General features: G+C 46.9%; 18 protein-coding genes. 11 read left to right on the top strand and 7 right to left on the bottom strand.

Annotation, left to right across the window (positions count from 1 at the left end; all coding sequences use genetic code 11):
- Positions 1-142 precede the first annotated feature (142 nt).
- Positions 143-469, bottom strand: a complete 327-nt coding sequence (locus NDI35_RS16995; RefSeq protein WP_333036214.1) for a phasin family protein — start codon at positions 467-469, stop codon at positions 143-145.
- Positions 470-696: 227 nt separating this feature from the next.
- Here NDI35_RS16995 and NDI35_RS16990 point away from each other — a divergent pair, with 227 nt between their 5' ends.
- The 4 genes from NDI35_RS16990 (at position 697) to NDI35_RS16975 (ending at position 3,534) form a co-directional block, all read left to right on the top strand.
- Positions 697-1,053 (top strand): zinc ribbon domain-containing protein, encoded by a 357-nt coding sequence (locus NDI35_RS16990; RefSeq protein ID WP_445313765.1) that lies wholly within the window; start codon positions 697-699, stop codon positions 1,051-1,053.
- A 72-nt stretch (positions 1,054-1,125) separates the two neighbouring features.
- Positions 1,126-2,091: an N-acetylglucosamine kinase gene (locus NDI35_RS16985; protein ID WP_445313764.1), complete on the top strand. Its 966-nt coding sequence runs from the start codon at positions 1,126-1,128 to the stop codon at positions 2,089-2,091.
- A 281-nt stretch (positions 2,092-2,372) separates the two neighbouring features.
- Positions 2,373-3,029, top strand: a complete 657-nt coding sequence (locus tag NDI35_RS16980) for a hypothetical protein (RefSeq protein ID WP_445313763.1) — start codon at positions 2,373-2,375, stop codon at positions 3,027-3,029.
- A 37-nt stretch (positions 3,030-3,066) separates the two neighbouring features.
- Positions 3,067-3,534 carry an MgtC/SapB family protein gene (locus NDI35_RS16975; protein ID WP_445313762.1) on the top strand — a complete coding sequence of 156 codons (468 nt, stop codon included), beginning with the start codon at positions 3,067-3,069 and terminating at the stop codon, positions 3,532-3,534.
- Between the two features lie 731 nt (positions 3,535-4,265).
- Here NDI35_RS16975 and NDI35_RS16970 read toward each other — a convergent pair.
- Together NDI35_RS16970 and NDI35_RS16965 are read right to left on the bottom strand one after the other, a co-directional pair.
- Positions 4,266-4,478, bottom strand: coding sequence for a hypothetical protein (locus tag NDI35_RS16970; RefSeq protein WP_333450482.1), 213 nt, complete (start codon positions 4,476-4,478; stop codon positions 4,266-4,268).
- Positions 4,479-4,528: 50 nt separating this feature from the next.
- On the bottom strand, positions 4,529-4,759 hold the full coding sequence (locus NDI35_RS16965) for a hypothetical protein (protein WP_445313761.1): 231 nt from the start codon (positions 4,757-4,759) through the stop codon (positions 4,529-4,531).
- Between the two features lie 126 nt (positions 4,760-4,885).
- Between NDI35_RS16965 and NDI35_RS16960 the strand changes: the two genes are divergently transcribed.
- From NDI35_RS16960 to NDI35_RS16950, 3 genes are all read left to right on the top strand, one after another.
- Positions 4,886-5,053, top strand: a complete 168-nt coding sequence (locus NDI35_RS16960) for a hypothetical protein (RefSeq protein ID WP_445313760.1) — start codon at positions 4,886-4,888, stop codon at positions 5,051-5,053.
- Positions 5,054-5,133: 80 nt separating this feature from the next.
- A complete protein-coding gene (locus tag NDI35_RS16955) occupies positions 5,134-6,885 on the top strand; it encodes a hypothetical protein (RefSeq protein WP_445313759.1) in 1,752 nt (583 codons plus the stop codon).
- Between the two features lie 769 nt (positions 6,886-7,654).
- The gene (locus NDI35_RS16950; protein ID WP_445313758.1) at positions 7,655-9,733 is read left to right on the top strand and encodes a WD40 repeat domain-containing protein; all 2,079 of its coding nucleotides are present in this window, start codon (positions 7,655-7,657) and stop codon (positions 9,731-9,733) included.
- Positions 9,734-9,806: 73 nt separating this feature from the next.
- Here the strand turns inward: NDI35_RS16950 and cobS are convergent, their stop codons facing one another.
- A complete protein-coding gene (gene cobS / locus NDI35_RS16945) occupies positions 9,807-10,604 on the bottom strand; it encodes an adenosylcobinamide-GDP ribazoletransferase (protein WP_242722367.1) in 798 nt (265 codons plus the stop codon).
- Positions 10,605-10,863: 259 nt separating this feature from the next.
- Here cobS and NDI35_RS16940 point away from each other — a divergent pair, with 259 nt between their 5' ends.
- The 3 genes from NDI35_RS16940 (at position 10,864) to NDI35_RS16930 (ending at position 12,861) form a co-directional block, all read left to right on the top strand.
- A complete protein-coding gene (locus NDI35_RS16940; protein WP_190662161.1) occupies positions 10,864-11,313 on the top strand; it encodes a hypothetical protein in 450 nt (149 codons plus the stop codon).
- Between the two features lie 219 nt (positions 11,314-11,532).
- Positions 11,533-12,663, top strand: a complete 1,131-nt coding sequence (gene tgt / locus NDI35_RS16935; RefSeq protein WP_445313757.1) for a tRNA guanosine(34) transglycosylase Tgt — start codon at positions 11,533-11,535, stop codon at positions 12,661-12,663.
- 60 nt (positions 12,664-12,723) lie between these two features.
- A complete protein-coding gene (locus tag NDI35_RS16930) occupies positions 12,724-12,861 on the top strand; it encodes a photosystem II reaction center protein K (RefSeq protein WP_006634808.1) in 138 nt (45 codons plus the stop codon).
- 84 nt (positions 12,862-12,945) lie between these two features.
- Here the strand turns inward: NDI35_RS16930 and NDI35_RS16925 are convergent, their stop codons facing one another.
- Both NDI35_RS16925 and NDI35_RS16920 read right to left on the bottom strand, forming a co-directional pair.
- A complete protein-coding gene (locus NDI35_RS16925) occupies positions 12,946-13,500 on the bottom strand; it encodes a glutathione S-transferase family protein (RefSeq protein WP_445313767.1) in 555 nt (184 codons plus the stop codon).
- Between the two features lie 113 nt (positions 13,501-13,613).
- Positions 13,614-14,195, bottom strand: a complete 582-nt coding sequence (locus NDI35_RS16920) for a manganese efflux pump MntP (RefSeq protein WP_333326243.1) — start codon at positions 14,193-14,195, stop codon at positions 13,614-13,616.
- Positions 14,196-14,392: 197 nt separating this feature from the next.
- Here NDI35_RS16920 and NDI35_RS16915 point away from each other — a divergent pair, with 197 nt between their 5' ends.
- A complete protein-coding gene (locus NDI35_RS16915; protein WP_445313756.1) occupies positions 14,393-14,992 on the top strand; it encodes a cytochrome b/b6 domain-containing protein in 600 nt (199 codons plus the stop codon).
- Positions 14,993-15,270: 278 nt separating this feature from the next.
- On the opposite strand, the gene NDI35_RS16910 is transcribed toward NDI35_RS16915, so the two are convergent.
- Positions 15,271-17,631, bottom strand: a complete 2,361-nt coding sequence (locus tag NDI35_RS16910) for a cache domain-containing protein (protein ID WP_445313755.1) — start codon at positions 17,629-17,631, stop codon at positions 15,271-15,273.
- Positions 17,632-18,338 lie beyond the last annotated feature (707 nt).

The raw sequence follows: 18,338 nt of genomic DNA, 5'->3' as shown, positions 1-18,338 counted from the left end.
GGTGCGCTGATGAGGAAACTGGTGCATTTGGCTTTTGGGATTTTAAAATCCCAAAAGCCTTTCGACCCAAATTATTTACTCGCGACCCCTTGACAGTTCAAGACAGTATCTACGGGGGCTACGCCAACGAAGAGGATCGAACTCAGCGCCAGTTACGGTTTTCTAAATCCCGCATCTGACGTTCCAAACGATCGAGCCTTCCCCGCAACTCATCCATTTCGGACTGTCGGGGAACTCCCATATCTTGCAGCATATTCCGTAGTTGCCGCTGCAACTGCGTATCCCAATTGCCCTGTTCAGACTTGAGGTGCTCCGTCATGTCATCGACAAAGGTTTTGGCTTGCTCGGAATTGATTTTGCCATCTTTGACCCATTGCTCGCTCACTTCCTGCAATTTCTCTGCCACCAGAGAGGTAGTACCAATGCCCAGCATTACCAGTTGTTTGAGTAAGTTGCTATTGTTATCCATAGATTTTTCCTAATGTTGGCCCTTTCATACCCGATCGGCTCAGGTCGCCTGCTGTCGCTGCGAAACCATCTGTAAACTTATATGTAAACTTAAAGTTACATCAGCGCACACCTACCTTTCTATTTTGGAGCATCCAGCCGCCTGATGGCGAGCCGATCGCGCTAATCGGCGTTCGGAAAACCCGCTAATGAGCCTACCCACCACATTACCCCATAACCCTGCTGTCTATGCCTGATTGCCCCCGCTGTCACCAACCTGTAGACGCCCAAGCGCTCGCCTGTCCACACTGCAAAATCCCCCTCAAAGCTTTCGGTCATCCGGGTATCCCTCTTTATCGATCGAAACCCGAAGAATTTCTCTGCACTACCTGTATTTATCACGAAGACGACACTTGCAACTACCCGCAGCGTCCCTTTGCCAAAGAATGCACGCTTTATCACAATCAAGCTGAGCCACTTGTGCCACAGACGAGCCGTTATATCAGCAGCGACTGGCCGCAATCGATCAAAAATTGGTGTCAGCGCCATCTGGTTTGGTTAGCTTTATTAGGTTTAATTATTATTAGCATTACTCTGTCGATTTAATCGGATTGTACAAAGCGTAGAATAGAGATATCTCTGTTAATCTGGGTTGCTCTATTATTCTCTAAATTATTCATGAGCTACGTATTCGGCATCGACGGCGGCGGCACTAAAACTATCTGCCTTTTAATGGATGACAACCACCTTGTTTTAGGACGGGGTGAAGCAGGGCCGTCAAATTATCAAACCCTGGGAATTGAGACAGCAAAACAATCCATCCAATTGGCGATCGAACGAGCAGTTCTGTCCGCTCAGGTCGAGGCTGTAGGCAATCTCAACATCGAAGCAATTGGTCTGGGACTAGCAGGTGTCGGGCGTCCAAAAGATCGTGAAATAGTGCAATTTGTAGTGCAGAACTTGCAGTTGACAAATACTTTACCAGTAACCCGATCGTTCCTGCCCAGGAATATAGTAATTTCCAGCGACTGCGCGATCGCACTTGCTGGCGGTACAGGTCATCCAGTGGGTATCGCCGTTATTTCAGGAACCGGTTCGATTGTTTTCGGGCAAAACCGTCACGGGAAAACTAAACGAGTCGGCGGTTGGGGATATATTTTAGGCGATGAAGGCAGCGGATATAACATCGCCCTTCAGGGTTTGCAAGCTGCTTTGAAGTTCTATGACGGACGCGAAGATTTTACCGTGCTTGCGGAAAAATTTCAAACGCATTTAGGCCTCAATAACCTAGAAGAATTGGTAGAAGTCGTTTACGGGCGCGGTTGGGGAGTCAAAGAAATTGCAGCTTTAGCGCCGATTGTCGAGGGAGCAGCAGCAGAGGGCGATCGCGTCGCTGACTGCATTATCAATAATGCTGTGGCAGAATTAACCTATGCAACAAAAATAGCCATTTCAGCGCTATTTAACCAAACAGAAGAATTTGAAATTGTGATCGTCGGAGGTGTGTGGGGCGGAGAGGCAAATTGCCGAGGTCGGTTTGAAGCCGCCATAAGTGCGATCGCCCCAAAAGCTAAGGTAATTTCGCCCCGATACGAACCAGCTTTCGGTGCTGGATTGCTAGCCTTAAACGCTCTCAACAATTAATCTCGTGTCCCGAGGCTTCGTGCTGGGATTTCACCTTAACTAATTAGAGGCTAAGGGGGACGATGAACCGAAATCTCTCCTTTATCCTCCTTATCTTCCCACTCTTGCTGATTTTATCTATTTTTCCAAATTTTAAAATTCTGAATTATCTACCTTATCTTCCCAACTTCTATAATTCCAGCCTGCCATAATTAAAACATCAGATGAATGCGAAACCAGAAACAAATTTAGCAGTAGTGCGTTCCTAAGTAAACCAAAACCGAAGCAAGGAGACAATTTATATGATTACTTCTCAAAAATGGCGTTCAGCAACAGCAGCAATCCTCGCACTGGGCATTACAGTGGGAACCAGCGCGCCGCTGGTGGTAGCTACTCCCGCAGAAGCCCAACAACGAATTTCACAATTTGATAGCATCCGAATTCCGTCAGGCAGTGTAATTCCAGTTAGCTATGAAAAAGACAAAATAGTTGTCACCCGCGAAGAAACTGCACCTTTAACTTTAACAGTAGCGCAAGACATCCGCACACCTCAAGGCAGAGTATTAATCCCCAGAGGCAGCCAGATAGTCGGGGCACTGCAACCTGTCAGAAGAGGCAATCAAATCGGTACTCAATTTGTTGCCAGAGAGTTAGTTATCAGCCGCCGCCAACGCTATCGGATTGATGGCTATTCGGGAATTATTACCAGAACCGAAAGAGTGCAAAAAGGTGCGGGCACAGGTTCAGTAGCCCAAGGTGCAGCCTTGGGTGCAGCAGCAGCAGCAGCACTCGCAGGCATTACCGGCGACAAAGCGATCGCGACTGAAGAAGTCTTAGGAGGCGCTGGGATCGGCGCTTTAGCGGGAGTATTGTTGGGGCGGCGCAGCGTTGACGTGCTCGTGATTCGCCCGGAACAAGATTTGGCAGTGAGATTGCGATCGGACATCGTACTCCGCTAATATTGGAATCTTCGGATTAATTATTTGCAGTAAAACATTGTCGATCGCTAACTTGTGGTCTCCCGATAATTGGCTAGGCATACTGTTAAGGTTGTGCCTAGCCATGTTTGTTGGCGGAATTATTGGATGGGAGCGCCAACTCAGAAATAAACCAGCGGGGTTGAGAACTCATATGCTAGTAAGTATGGGTTCTGCACTGTTTGTTTTAATGCCGCTGGCAATGGGTAAAAATGAAAACGGAGGAGATGCTGTAGCGCGCGTAATTCAAGGCATTGCTGCCGGGATTGGGTTTTTGGGAGGCGGAGAAATCCTGCGGCAAAATCGACAGGAAAGAGGCAAAGTTGAAGTTCACGGGCTCACCTCTGCCGCCGCTATTTGGGTATCAGCAGGTTTAGGAACTGCGGCAGGATGCGGGTTGTGGCAACTGGCATTAATTGGCGCTTTCATGTCGCTGTTTGTTCTGAGAGTAATTAAAGAGTTAGAGCGTCGGAGCCGTAGGAAATAGTCTCAGTGATGATATAAAAGTGGGTATAATAACCGTTATAAAGTTTGTAGTGACGACGACGGAAGTACGAGCGAGTTTTATGATGGTTAAAGTCCTCACTACCAACTAATTTCATTGCGCTAGATGAAGGGTAAATAATATTAGCTGTTTCATACCAAGTCCAGTAACTCACTGATCATAAATTGTTTGCCCTCATGCCAGCCATACCTCTCAAGATAGTGAAAAACGGACGTTACACAATTTGAGGATAATGATTGTGGACATTGGTGTCAACTTAACGTTAAACCCTCAGTCGGGCAGGGGTTGAAACAAGAGCCTCAAAGCGAAAGTCCTCGCTATGAGGACTAATGAGATATTCAGTCCTCCTTGAGAAGACTTTAGGTATGAGACAGGGAATTAATTCCCTGGCGGACTTCCGGGTGAGCGGGAGGACTGGCGGACTAAAAGCTTAACTTGACACTAATATATTGTGGGGTGTTCCGCCTGCTGTGAAAATACACGCCTTCGGGCTACGAGAACCCATCCCACAAAAAAATAATCCATCAAAATCAACTTAAATATTCATTTAAATATTTATTTCAATTTTAGTTAATTTGCTCAAGACCCATTGAACCAAAATGCCAATATTTTTTAATTAATTAGTATATAAATCAGCAAAATAATTATATTTAATCAGCATTGATTAATTAGAAAACTTAATATTTATATCGCCCGAGGGCTGAATAAAGAAATTAATTTCTATCCGCAAAATCTGGCATTTTCCTCAATTCCAAAGACTCTTGCCTCACGCGGCCGGCCATCGCAGCTAACTGCAAGCTCATAAAAGCATTCAAATCTTCCAAATCACACTTAGCTGAGGAAAAAATCTTCTGCATTTCATTTTCCGCTTCCAAACTCAGATATCCAGCGGCAATAGCTTGTTTTACAACTTCACGAATCTGCACGGTAGGAATGTCCCTTACTAAATTTGAACTAATCAAAAGCCAACTAATTACTAACAGGAAGTTTCGGAAGCCGTCTCGCGAAACATTTCAAATTTTTTGATCTCGCGAGACTCTTGTTTGACTCCTCCGGACATAGCTGCTAGTTGCAAAGCCATAAAAGCATTTAAGTCTTCCAAGTCATATTTGGTGGTAGTTAACATCCGCCGCAGTTGATTTTCGGCTTCAATGGTTAGATAGCCTAGAGCCAGAGCTTGCTGGACGAGATCGCGAATTAGTACCATAACACTTCGGGATTTTATTGGTTCAAGCCTAAGTATCAACTGTTTTCACAGAATCAGCAGTGACGGCTATTGCTCGATAGGTGTGACATTGTTACGGGCCACTCGTGACAGCCGGAGTCGCAGAGTGTGACTAAGTATTTGCACGGTTGTGACGGCGATCACGCGGGGGATGCCAGAGGAGGAGGAGGAGTGTGGGGAGTCGGAGAGTGTCCGGGTGTCTGGGTGGGGGAGTCGGAGAGTGTCCGAGTGGAGGAGTCGGAGAGGGGGAGCATTTTTCTTCTTCCCTGGAACTAATGACTAACGACTACTGCCTTCTACCTTCAGAAGACGCTCAACGTCTATAATCAGCAAGTTAAATATTTACGCCAAGACATATGGAACTAGATCATAAAGATTTGCTACAACAAATAGCCCGACTATCGGAAACTTATGCTAATTTGGCCGATCGCCTATCCCAAGCTGCAAAACAACTGCAAGACTCGGGCCTTCCTCCCTCTGACAGCTTGCTGCAGGAAGTAGCCGCCTACAGCCGCAACTTTGCGGCAGTCCAAAAACAAGCTCTAGAACTCAACAAATCCGCGATCGCGCCGGGGGAAATTGCTTCCCTCAAAGAGATTCAAAACTTAGTCGAGACTGCAGCAGCTTCTGAAGGTAAAGCAGAAATTCGCGATGCAGCATTGAAAGTGATCGATCGAGTATTGGCGATCGCCCACCGCGAACAAAGCGACTTCGCGCCCTTACAATCAGTTCATGCCAGAGCCCGCGAACTGCAACGCGCGATTTCCGAATCAACCCCAACTCAACTGCATTCCGACGCAGAATCCTTAGTCAGCGGCAAACACCCAGTTTCAGCAGTGCTCGCCCTGGTGGAACAGCAAGACAAATTAGATGACGAACAGTGGGTAATTCTCGAAGAAACAGTCAGCGCCGCATTTGGCAAACAAATAGCCGTAGCCATTTCCAGAGGCAAATTAACCATTGCTGAGATGGTAAATGCAGCACCTGCAAAAGTCGAACCAGCATTTAAAGCAGCGCCAGAACAAAAAATCAGCGCCGAACCTTTGCCAGAAGTGATTGTCATCCCGTCAGGAAATGTGGCACCGAAACAAGTTACAGTTGCGCCACAGATCCAGATTTTGGAATCCCCCGCACCTTCTGTCCCCATGCACGAGGTAATTATTGTTCCCAGTGTGGAAGTACCTAAGTCTCTTCAGACAACCGGTTCCGGGAACATTGTTTTTGGGGCACCTCGGGACATTCAACCAGCGGTGGCAGTAGAGGGCGCTTTGGGAATCAAAGTGTTGGTACACATTCAGGGAATTGGCGATCGAACTTTCGGTTCTCAAGAATACGCGGGTTCTAAGGGCCGGGGGCTGCGCGTCGAAGGATTTGCGATTAATATCGATCCGCCAATTCCCGGCTTAAATGTCGAGTACATGGCTCACGTCGAAGGTGTTGGCGATACTCCCTGGCTTAGCGAAGGAGAATTGGCAGGTTTTCGGGGTCAAGCGAAACGAATTGAAGGATTTGCGGTGCGGTTGAGCGGGCCGCAAGCTGATAAGTACGACGTATTTTATGGCGCTCACATTCAGAATATCGGCGACACCGACGTGTCCTCCAACGGCGAATATTGCGGCACTCGCGGCAAAGCTTTGAGAATAGAGGGTATCAAAGTTTGGATCGCGCAGTCTGCGAGTTCCCAAACAGCGGCGCCTGTGGGTTTAAAAGTGTTGGCGCATATTCAAGGAATTGGCGATCGAACTTTTAGCGATCGAGAATATGCGGGTACTAAAGCTCAAGGCCGCCGCGTGGAAGGATTTCAAATTAAAATAGAGCCTCCCGTTGCCGGTTTAAATTTGCAGTACATGGCTCACGTTGAAGGAGTTGGCGACACTGCTTGGATCTCAGAAGGGGAGTTAGCTGGATTCCGGGGCAAAGCCAAGCGCATTGAGGGATTTGCCGCGCGCCTGACTGGGCCGCAAGCTGATAAGTATGACGTATTTTATACGGCTCACATCCAGAATGTGGGCGATACTCCTGTTACTGCTAACGGTCAATATTGCGGCACTCGCGGCAAAGGTTTGAGGGTTGAGGGGATGACTGTTTGGGTTGAGCCGAAAGCGTAAAATTTGAGAATGAATGGAAAATTTTAAATGGCTTTTTCCATTCATTTGCTGTTGTTATATCATTGGAAATTGGTTGTTTTTTGTATGATTGGCGCGATGGTAGGGGGCGGGTTTTACCAACCATCTACGCCAAAAACTAATAATCCCATAAACCCGCCCCCTCTCTCAACGGTAAACGTCAATGTACATTTTTTCCCGTCGATCAACGTCAAGGTTGATATAGGTTATTAGTTGTTGGCGGGCGGGTTTAGGGGATTGTTTGTGTGCGTCAAAGATTATTCGTAAAACCCGCCCCTACAGCATCAAAAACACTTGGACAACTTACGCTAGCAGACACGATATTAATGGTGTAGCACGTGCAACAAGCCTTCTACCACATGACCGATCGCACTTGGAGCAGCTTCGCCAGTGGCAACTTCGGCGGCGCAGTGGCTGGCGTGGAGTGCGTTTGAGACTGTTTTCGCCCCGGAGTCGATCGCGCCATTGCCTACATAATGAATGGCTGTATTGAAGTGAGCGAAATAAAACCGATAAAGTCGCTAAACTATTGGATGATGCAGAATGGTGCTGACGAGAGAAGCAGTGTTAACTTAGAAACAATTTAAGAGAAACTAAACCACATTCGGTTCAAAACAGACTCGCCTGTAAAAAGGTCGGCCTACCCCGATTTTTTAAATGGGTTAAAAATAATGGTTGAACAATCACTAAAAGCTTTAAAAAAAATAGTTAAGTTTAGTAAATTTTTGTAGAGTAAGTATGTAAAAGTGCTATGACACAAAATCCTAATCAGCCTAGAGAATACGATGCCGTCCTTGGTGGTGAATCCTCAACACCAGCTAACGCCGCTATTTTGGGAGGTATCGAAGGTGTAAAGAGGCGCTTGGCGAGTGTAGTTATCGAGCAACGAATTGCTGCTGTTTCCGAGGCGCTTAAGTATGGAGAAGCTGGTTTGGACTTGGTGATTCGGGCTTTGCAGGATGAATCACAGCAGGTAGAAAGGGCTGCATATCGGCTATTGCGGGAAAGGGAAGAACCGAGAGTTAAACAGATTTTACAAGAGTACAACCCCTGGCGACTTTTTGAGCGATCGTATACTTTTGGGGAGCATTCAGAATCCGTTTTTTCGGTGGCCATCAGCCCGGATGGGCAAACTATTGTCAGTGGGAGTTTGGACAAAACCATCAAAGTCGGGAATCTACACACCGGGGCATTGATCGCAACTCTTAGAGGACATTCAAAATCCGTTTTTTCGGTGGCCATCAGCCCGGATGGGCAAACTATTGTCAGTGGGAGTGGGGACGGTACCATCAAAGTCTGGAATCTGCACACCGGGGAATTGACCAGAACCCTTCTAGGACATTCAGGCGTGGTTAAATCCGTCGCCATTAGCCCGGATGGGCAAACTATTGTCAGTGGGAGTTGGGACAACACCATCAAAGTCTGGAATCTGCATACCGGGGAATTGAGTAGAACCCTTGCAGGAAATTCAAGCAATGTTTTTTCCAAGGTTTTTTCCGTCGCCATTAGCCCGGATGGGCAAATTCTTGTTAGTGGAAGTGCGGACTGTACCATCAAAGTCTGGAATCTCCACACTGGGGAATTGATCGGAACTCTCGAAGGACATTCAAACTGGGTTAATTCCGTCGCCATTAGCCCGGATGGGCAAACTCTTGTTAGTGGAAGTGTGGACAAAACGATCAAAGTCTGGAATCTCCACACTGGGGAATTGAGCCTAACCCTTCGAGGACATTCAGAATCAGTTTTTTCCGTCGCCATCAGCCCGGATGGGCAAACTCTTGTTAGTGGAAGTGGGGACAAAACGATCAAAGTCTGGAATCTGCACACAAGGGAATCGATCAGAACTCTCGAAGGACATTCAGAATTGGTTAAATCCGTCGCCATCAGCCCGGGTGGGCAAACTATTGTGAGTGGGAGTAGGGACCAAACCATCAAAGTCTGGAATCTGCACACTGGGGAATTGAGCAGAACCCTGGAAGGACATTCACACTCTGTTAATTCCGTCGCCATCAGCCCGGATGGGCAAACTCTTGTTAGTGGGAGTTGGGACTATACCATCAAAGTGTGGAATCGGCACACCGGGGAATTTACCAGAACCTTTCTAGGACATTCACACCGGGTTCATTCCGTAGCCATCAGCTCGGATGGGCAAACTCTGGTGAGTGGGAGTGCGGACTGTACCATCAAAGTGTGGAATCTGCACACCGGCGAATTGAGCAGAACCCTTGCAGGACATTCAGAATCGGTTTTTTCCGTAGCCATCAGCCCGGATGGGCAAACTCTGGTGAGTGGGAGTGCGGACTGTACCATCAAAGTGTGGAATCTGCACACCGGCGAATTGAGCAGAACCCTTGCAGGACATTCAAACTTGGTTAATTCCGTCGCCATTAGCCCGGATGGGCAAACTCTTGTTAGTGGGAGTTACAAAACCATCAAAGTTTGGAATGTGCACACCGGGGAATTGATCACAACTATTAGAGGACATTCAGGCGTGGTTAAATCCGTCGCCATCAGCCCGGATGGGCAAACTCTTGTTAGTGGGAGTTTGGACAAAACGATCAAAGTCTGGAATCTGTACACAGGGGAATTGATCGGAACTCTCGAAGGACATTCAGAATCGGTTTTTTCCGTCGCCATCAGCCCGGATGGGCAAACTTTTGTGAGTGGGAGTTTGGACAAAACGATCAAAGTCTGGAATCTGCACACCGGCGAATTGAAAAGAACCCTGGAAGGACATTCACACGAGGTTTATTGCGTCGCCATCAGCCCGGATTGGCAAACTATTATCGGTGGCAGCAAAGGGGAGATCATAGTCTGGGAAATGCGGTAAAGTTTTTGTTGGGTAGAAGTTCGATCGCACTCTCGAACAAAAAGCGCAAACAAAAAGCGCAAGCATTGCATCTTCACCCTTCCAGAGCCGCCAAAAGACACAGCAACAAAGCCTCCGTCCACTCGACTACAGCACCGTAAGTATCGCCCGTGTGGCCGCCCAAACGGTGGTTAAACCAGGCTCCGGCAAAAATTCCGATCGCACTTCCCCCCAAAGCCATCCCCACCGCCAACAGCCACCGATCGCCCTCCAAGACAACTTGCACCACGCTCAAACTCAGCAGCAACAGCACTCCCGGTATAAAATCAAAAGGAGAATAAATCGATTCCTTGTGAAAAGCTCCCTTACCCTCGGCCCGGAGATAGGGATAGCGGGCGATCGCCACCAGTTGGGCCCACCTCCCCCAACCCGCGACACCCATCAAAGCCAGCCACCGATAGTTATTCAAGTCCGAGAGAGCGGCAGTTTTCAGCAGCACGATCGCGATCGCAGCCATCGCCCCAAAGGCTCCTGTAACGCTGTCCCGCATGACTTCCAGCCGACGCACGGGGTCGGGTACAGCCAGCCCGTCCGCCGCGTCCATTGCCCCGTCTAGGTGCAGCCCCCCAGTCACGGCGATGCCCAAGACTACCACCAAAGCCGATCGAGTCAGAGCAGGCATTCCCAACAACTGCAACCCAACATCCGCCAGTCCCACCATCCCCCCAATCAAAAGCCCGATCGCCGGTGCCAAGCGGGCAATGCCCCGAAACTCCAAAGTCCAAGACACCGGTACCGGCAAACAAGTATAAAAAGCGACTGCGGCTGCGATGGCAGCGCCTTGATTCCGGAAAAAGTCGATCGTAGAGCGAACCCATTTATCATGCACCATAAGATAGAAAATTTTTCATCTGGTATGCAGTTGTCAATCGATTAGCGTGTGCCAGAATTGGACTGTAACACCCTAGTTTTTTGGATCGAGCATTCCTCCTGTCGCCCGCTCTTTTCCCCGGAAAACCTCTGTCGGCAGCGATCCCAAAGCTCCCTATCTAAAATGACTAAACTCAAGATCCGCGTTTCCCTTCCCAAGAATTCTAGCTAACTCCCTGATGTTCAAGACGGGAAAATACTACAACAGAGGCTTTTACTACATGAGTCACGATCAATTGAATAACAGGGTAGTTGCTCCTTGCATCATCGATACAGGGATTGTCGTCAACAAACGCGATATCAAAAGATTGCTGTTTGATTTAGGACGTGTCCGCTACCTTCACATACAAGATGGCGAGATTTATAGCGAAGGAGAAGGTTATGTGCTCGAAGTCTTCGCCAACCCCCACCGTTCTACCCTGATTGCCAACCATGCGCTTTATTTGAACGTGTATAGTTTTGATTACCTGGAACTGAAACAGTCCCCTGAAGATGGTGCTTATTTTGACCTGATTCAAGATGGACGGCAGTTGCGGTTAATTCCCCTCTCCAATCCTTTGCAAGAGCAATTCGCCCGGAATTTAAATGCTGCGGCTTTGGATGCGGTTGTCGATCAGGTACTCTCAGGCAACTGGGATCTGCAATTGGATGATGATGATTCCCCCTTTTAATGGTCAGTCAGTCGATTTTAGATTTTAGATTTTAGATTTACTCGCAGGTTTGAATCTGGGAGGTAGAACTAAGGTCTAAAATTTTTTGCCCTCCACGACGATTGTCGGAAACTTGTCTCCGTTTTTGGGCGGGGTCATGGTTTTTTTGGTCGCGATGTCAACAACAATAGATTAAATAACACGGACGGCCGAGTAGCGGTTAACGAGCATCGGGGACTAATGACTGAGGACAAGGCGAAATTTTCTTTTAAATGTCAGGCTAATTGCAGCCATACCCAAGCCCGTGCAGGGGTTTTTGCCACTCCCCACGGTGTGGTGGAAACGCCTAAATTTATGCCAGTGGGGACGCTAGCTAATGTCAAAACTTTGACCCCGGCACATCTTGAGGCGGCGGGTTCTCAAATGGTTTTGGCAAATACTTATCACTTGCACTTGCAGCCGGGGGAAGCAATTGTCGCAGGCGCCGGCGGATTGCATAAATTTATGGCTTGGCCGGGCCCGATGCTGACGGATTCGGGTGGCTTTCAGGTGTTTAGCTTGAGCCAAATGCGGAAGATTACTGATGATGGGGTGACTTTTCGCTCTCCCCGCGATGGCCGCATGATTAATTTGACGCCGGAACGATCGATCGAAATTCAGAATGAGTTGGGCGCTGATGTGATTATGGCCTTTGACGAGTGTCCTCCTTACCCCGCTACGCGGGAGGAGGTGGAGGCTGCCACAAATCGCACTTACCGCTGGCTGCAACGCTGCATTCAAGCTCACTCGCGCCCGGATCAAGCTTTGTTCGGAATCGTGCAGGGGGGCGTTTTCCCCGATTTGCGATCGCGCGCGGCGAACCAGTTGGTAGATTTGGATTTACCAGGCTACGCCATCGGCGGCGTTAGTGTGGGGGAATCGGGGGATTTGATCGCAGAGATTGTGAAGGTGACTGCGCCTCTGTTGCCGGCAAATAAACCGCGTTATTTGATGGGGATTGGGACTTATCGGGAAATGGCGTTGGCGGTGGCGAGTGGCGTAGATATGTTTGACTGCGTGATTCCGACTCGGCTGGCCCGCCACGGGACGGCTTTTGTTCGTGGGGAACGCTGGAGTTTGAAAAATGCTCGGTTCCGGGAGGATTTTGCTCCGCTGGATGAGTCTTGTCCTTGTTATACCTGCCAAAAATTCAGTCGGGCTTATTTGGCTCATTTGGCGCGGGCTAACGAAGTGCTGGGGTATACTTTGCTGGCGATTCACAATGTGACGGAGTTGATTCGCTTTACTGGGAGGATGCGGGAGGCGATTTTGGCCGATCGATTTACTGAAGAGTTTGCCTACTGGCTTGCACCGAGAGTCGATCGATCATGATTGCCTTGGGTAAAGATATGCGACAATTATGAAAATTCTGTTGGATAGGTAGGTTGATTCATGGAAGCTGCATTACTCTTAGCAAAACTGCCCGAAGCTTATTCGATTTTTGAGCCTTTGGTTAATGTTTTGCCGGTCATTCCCGTATTTTTCTTGCTGCTGGCTTTTGTTTGGCAGGCGGCTGTCGGATTTAGATAAGTTTGATTTCATTAAAAGCAGGGGCAATTCACAAATCGCCCCTGCTTTTAGGTATTAAGTTTTGTTTCGTTCTTCTTTCTGCCTTCAGCTACCGCCGATCGCACTTTTGAATGCCGGTCTTTCAGAGATCCGCTTGATGTAATCTACCACAGCCGGATAAGCACTGAGGTCTAGTTTTAACATCATGGGAATGTAGGCTAAAATTGACCCGACTGCTGCGTCGGCTACGCCGAATTCATCACCCATTAAAAACGGCTGTTTCTCGAAGATTTCATTTAACGGTTTTAACAACTTGGGAGTTTCGCGATCGCGAGTTGCTTCTGTAAATATTCCCGGCCCCAACGTAGCGTTAGCAAACGTGACCCACTGCACGATTTGAGCTTGCTGCTCCAAAGTCGCGGGCATTTTACCATATTTTTGAGCTAAATACAGCAGAATTGCACCGGATTCCCAAAGTTTAAAATCTCCGTCGGCGATCGCGGGTACTTTGCCGATCGGGTTAATTTCGAGATACTCTGGCTGCAAGTGTGCCCCTGCTTGCATATCCAGCATCACGAATTCGTAAGGAATTCCTATTTCTTCTAGATACCACTTGACAATTGAGGCCCTGCTGCGGGCTCCGCCGTAAAGTTTCAGCACGAAATTTTTATCCTTTAACACAATATTGCTGTTATAGCATTTTTTGGGAATTGGTAATTGGAAATTGCAGCCACCAGAGACTTTGATGTCACTGTTCGACTACTGACTAATGACTAATTGCCGATAACTAATGGCACTTCTGTCAAGTGCATAAACAAGATTCTGCTGCCAATGAAAATCAAAATTGCTCCGCCCAATATCTCAATTTTATTAGCAAACAAGTTGCCGCACTTGTGTCCGATAAACACCCCTGCAAAGGCTAAAAAGAAAGTAATAAATCCGATCGCAGTCACCGCAGGAGCAATAGAATCTTTCAGGACAGCAAATCCGAGGCCAACTGCGAGGGCATCAATACTCGTCGCCACCGACAGCGTTATCAAAGTCCCAGTATCTAAGGGATTGAACTTTGTCTCGCATTCTTCGCTTTGCAGCGATTCATAAATCATTCTCCCGCCAATGAAACTCAACAGCCCAAAAGCTATCCAATGGTCGATCGGTGTTATCAAAAAACTAAAACTAAGACCTATTAACCATCCTATTACGGGCATTAAAGCTTGAAAACCTCCGAAAAATAAGGCAATTTTTAAAGCTTTATTGACCTTCATGTGTTTGATTGCTAAACCGCTAGAAACAGCAACCGCAAAAGCATCTGCTGCTAGTCCCAAGGAAAGTAAGACGGTAGTGGCTGCATCCATTTTTGTAAATTGTTAGATATTATAGGTAAAGTCTTCCTCTTGACTTTTTTAGTTTACACTAAATTTTGATATAATTGCGTTTTTGTCATAATCTATTCATTTTTGACTCACATTTATTTCACAATTGGCGAGGGTTGAAAAAATCAGCGCTTAGCTGTATTCTCTAAAAGATTATTTATGAAGTAGCAGAATTGACTATGCCGCCATCTAGACCCTACCAGCCATTGCTGCTCAGATTACTGCATGGGGTTAACGCTGCGATCGCCCTTTTAGCAATTTTGAGCGCATTTCTGGTTTACAACACCTACGATGGGCGGTTTGGCAAAGTCCCCGTGCCTCAGATTGCAGATATTATCGGGATTCACGGCACTTTTGGCAAGATGTTGCTGTTAGGAATAATGCCGGCTTTTGCATTGTACAGTTTCCACGCAGGTCAAAAACTTTTGGTGCAGCCTGATTCTTTTGGGAAACTAACGCAATTGGGAAAACCGATTTGGTGGTACAGTTTGCACCGGATTGTGAATACGTTGATGTTGCTGGCACTGACTTTTTCGATCGCTTCTGGGAGTATGGTTAAGGAAGAATGGCTGCCGGCTGGGGAATTGATGCAGGTTTGGTATTATTTACACGCTTCGGGTTGGGTGGTATTGGTATTTTGTCTGGCAATGCACTTGTTGATGAGTGCGAAGGTGGGGGGTTTGCCGCTAATTTTGTCGATGTTTGATGCCGCCTATCGCCCGGAAGATTCGCCGGCGGCTTGGTGGAAGAAAATTCGCTCTTTGGTCGATCGCTCTTAATGTGAAAATGCTTAATTTGAAAATGAACAGAAATATTTTATTAATTGTTGCGGAAGTCTTAGTAATGGGAGGTTGGTTGTTTGCTGTGGTTGCACCTTTATTATTTCCCTAATCCTATCATAGCAATTTAGGTTAACAAATGATCGTTAGGTTTGTAGTGAGGACTTCAGCCCTCCGTTTGATGAGGACTAAAGTCTTGACTGTGAAGCCACATTAAGCTTTTCGCGCCGCTTGCTAGCAAGATTTGCGACGGGTTTCCCTGGCGGCAAAATGCGATATCAAACGATCGGCAATTTTACCATAAACTCAGCACCGCCCCCAGTTTTAGATTTAATTTGAGGTTGAACCGGAGATTCAACTGTAAAGCGGCCGCCGTGCAATTCTACAATAATTTTATAGCAAACCGACAACTCCAATCCTGTAAAATTTTTAAATGATTTAGTATGGCCAAACTCCTCAAATATTCTCGGTTGAATTTGCGGCGGAATTATTGAGCCATTGTGGGAGATCGATACAACAATAAACCTGCCTGTATAATCATCAACTATATCGGTTTTGATTGTAATAATTTGAGCCGAATTTTCAATACTTTTAACTGCATCTATAGCATGGATGATCAGACTCGCGAATACCAGGCTCAGTTGACCGGAATAACACAAAATTGGCGGCAGGTTGTTGTACTCCTTGACTACTAATATTTTTTGCTCTAGTCTGTGAGCCAGCAACAGCAAAATATTGTCGATGCTCTCATTAACGTTGGCGTGTTCTTTGTTGGCTTCGTCAGGAAGTGAAAATTTCCTCAAAGCCAGGACTATCTGGCGAATGCCATCGGCTCCTCTTTTCAAAAAATTGAGGATTTGCGGCAACTCTTGGCTGATAAAATCTAGGTCGCAAGTCTCTATTTTTTTGGCAATTCGTGGCACAGGTTCGGGATATTGTTCTCGATAGAGGCGAATTATATGGAGCAAATCTTTGATATAATCGTTGAGGTGAATCAGGCGGCCGTAAATAAAGTTAATCGGGTTATTAATTTCCTGGGCAACTTCGGCGGCTAGTTGACCCACCATTGTAATTTTTTCGCTTTGTACTAAATGCTCTTCGGTGATTCTGAGTTTGGCTAATACTTCTTCCAAAAGTTTGAGTTCTTCTTGAATTTGCCCGTGGAGTTGGGATTGGGAAATTGCGATCGCCAGCGAGTCGGCAATTGCTTCCAAAACTTCCACCTCGTCGGGAGTTGCAAACCGCCGATTTGCACAGGCGAACAGATATCCCAGCCGATGATTCTGAGTTAGTACGGGTACTGCTGCGTAGTGACTATTTGTGAGTTCGATATAGGCGTGTTCCTCAGACGCTGTGGCATCAGGGGCGGCGGTTTTATGTAGCAGTATCGTTTCGCAGCGGTGAAGCCGTGCAGCTAAATCTCCAGAGGGCCCTCCTGCAACACCAAAGATTCCCAAGCGCCCCGGCAAACCTTCCCGGCAATATTCCCAGCCAAATTCTAAAGTATCTTGTCGGGGATCGTACCATGCGAAAATTGCTCGATCGAGCTTAAGTAAAGTACCGAGTTCGTCTACTGTAGTTTGGAGGATGCGATCGAGGCCCAAGCAAGCGCGAATGCGGCCGGTCAAGCGGTGGAGAAGGCCTTCTGTGCGACTGCGAATGCAATTTAGGGCAAACAGCTTGAGCGCCACAATTGCTGCGAGAATAGCTGCGGTGGCAAGTACGCCGACGGTTACTGCTAGTATCTTGAAAGGAAAAAGTTCTTTTTCGAGATTGTCGCGGGGAATTACGAGGGCGATCGACCATTCAGCTTGTTCTAAAGGAAGATAGGCAACATAAACTCTGGCGTCGTTGATTTGAGTCAGCACAATGCCCGTTCTTTGATAAACCATCTCCCTGGCTACATTTGCCAAATTAGCATCTGCAGACTCTAAAAGACTAGGAGCAGAATTGTCGATATTCCCGATTAATCGAGCGTCGGGATGCACAATCGGCACTCCTTGAGAATTGAGAACAAAAGCGTAAGTTCCGGGGGCATATTCCAGCTTTCTTACTACTTGGGCAATGCGGTCAATGCTAATGACGCCGTTCATTACTCCGATCGGCTTTTGTGCTTTTTTCTCAATAGAATTTGCCGAATTTGACCACACCGGAGCCGAAATGGGAACAATACTTTGTCCTTTGAGCGTGCGAGAAATGGTAGGATCGGAAACATAGACTTCCCCAGCCATTGCCTTTTTGAAGTGTTGGCGATCGCTAACATTAATCAACGCTCTGCCCACTTTTGTGGTGAAATAAGAGCCGTCGGGAGCAATTAATGCCAAGTGCAGGAATTCTTGCAGTCGATTTACTTCCGATTTTAAATAAGGCTCTGCCACTGACCAATTCATCGAACGAACGGGAGGAGTGTGGGCGAGGATTTCGATCTCAGCCTTTCTAGTGCCGAGCCAGCGATCGATCTTGTTGGCGCGATCCCTAACTTCTAACAAAGCATTTCGCTCGCTTTTGGTGATCATCAAGCGGCGAACGCTTTGATAGCTAATACAACCAGTGATGCTAGCTGCCAGAATTGTTACCCCCAAAATTAAGAGCGCAGTTTGATACCCAAGATGGTATTTGCCCTTTAATTCTGCTGGCAATAGTCGAGTTAATTTCCACCACTTTACTCTCGCAAAGCTTCGCATGGTTTGACCAATTTGTGAGATTGAAATCCTTAGCTCACCTACGATATACTCGCCCGCCTGCCAGTAGTATTAAACTACTAGCATTCAATAATTGCGGGGATTTTTTAATTTTTTCCCGCCGAGCGGCTCCTATCGTTTCCGGTTGCACTCCTTATGATCTAAAGGACACGGCAGTGCCGTTTCCATACCCAGATTAATTGTAGGGACACGGCACTGCCGTGTCGAAAGCGGTGGGTAATATTAATTCCGAGGCTACCGATTTGATATCACTTTGTTAAACAGGAATAATATCATACCACATTTTTGAGCACTTAAAAAAATCATCAACTACTTAATTCTTTTTTACAGTCGTTAATAATTGATGTTATTTAGGTGATGTGAGCAGTAGATTTTTTAGGTTGAGATGTTTGGTGTGTGTCTTAATCAATAAGCTGTTCTGCATTTAAATTGTATTTCAAAAAAACATAAAACTCTTGTGGGGTGGGCGTCCCGCCCGCCTCGAATATGCTATTTAAATGCGCGACAGCTTAGTCCAGACTGCTTTTATTTCCTAATTTGAAACCCTAGATATTCCGTTGATAGTTAGATTTCCGAATTGTATTGAAACCCTTATTATACAGTTAGTAATCAAAAACTGTCCGCAGTAGTGCTTAATAACGAAA

The organism is Microcoleus vaginatus FACHB-2002, from assembly GCF_040004035.1.
Lineage (GTDB): Bacteria > Cyanobacteriota > Cyanobacteriia > Cyanobacteriales > Microcoleaceae > Microcoleus > Microcoleus vaginatus_C.
This window is presented reverse-complemented; position numbering and strand designations above follow the sequence as displayed.

Bases quoted from the DNA above. Each gene is read 5' to 3' on its own strand.
- NDI35_RS16920 (WP_333326243.1), bottom strand. From the start codon at position 14,195: ATGGATGCAGCCACTACCGTCTTACTTTCCTTGGGACTAGCAGCAGAT.
- NDI35_RS16980 (WP_445313763.1), top strand. From the start codon at position 2,373: ATGATTACTTCTCAAAAATGGCGTTCAGCAACAGCAGCAATCCTCGCA.
- NDI35_RS16915 (WP_445313756.1), top strand. From the start codon at position 14,393: ATGCCGCCATCTAGACCCTACCAGCCATTGCTGCTCAGATTACTGCAT.
- NDI35_RS16965 (WP_445313761.1), bottom strand. From the start codon at position 4,759: ATGGTACTAATTCGCGATCTCGTCCAGCAAGCTCTGGCTCTAGGCTAT.
- NDI35_RS16940 (WP_190662161.1), top strand. From the start codon at position 10,864: ATGAGTCACGATCAATTGAATAACAGGGTAGTTGCTCCTTGCATCATC.
- NDI35_RS16995 (WP_333036214.1), bottom strand. From the start codon at position 469: ATGGATAACAATAGCAACTTACTCAAACAACTGGTAATGCTGGGCATT.
- cobS (WP_242722367.1), bottom strand. From the start codon at position 10,604: ATGGTGCATGATAAATGGGTTCGCTCTACGATCGACTTTTTCCGGAAT.
- NDI35_RS16930 (WP_006634808.1), top strand. From the start codon at position 12,724: ATGGAAGCTGCATTACTCTTAGCAAAACTGCCCGAAGCTTATTCGATT.
- NDI35_RS16990 (WP_445313765.1), top strand. From the start codon at position 697: ATGCCTGATTGCCCCCGCTGTCACCAACCTGTAGACGCCCAAGCGCTC.
- NDI35_RS16950 (WP_445313758.1), top strand. From the start codon at position 7,655: ATGACACAAAATCCTAATCAGCCTAGAGAATACGATGCCGTCCTTGGT.
- tgt (WP_445313757.1), top strand. From the start codon at position 11,533: ATGACTGAGGACAAGGCGAAATTTTCTTTTAAATGTCAGGCTAATTGC.
- NDI35_RS16955 (WP_445313759.1), top strand. From the start codon at position 5,134: ATGGAACTAGATCATAAAGATTTGCTACAACAAATAGCCCGACTATCG.
- NDI35_RS16985 (WP_445313764.1), top strand. From the start codon at position 1,126: ATGAGCTACGTATTCGGCATCGACGGCGGCGGCACTAAAACTATCTGC.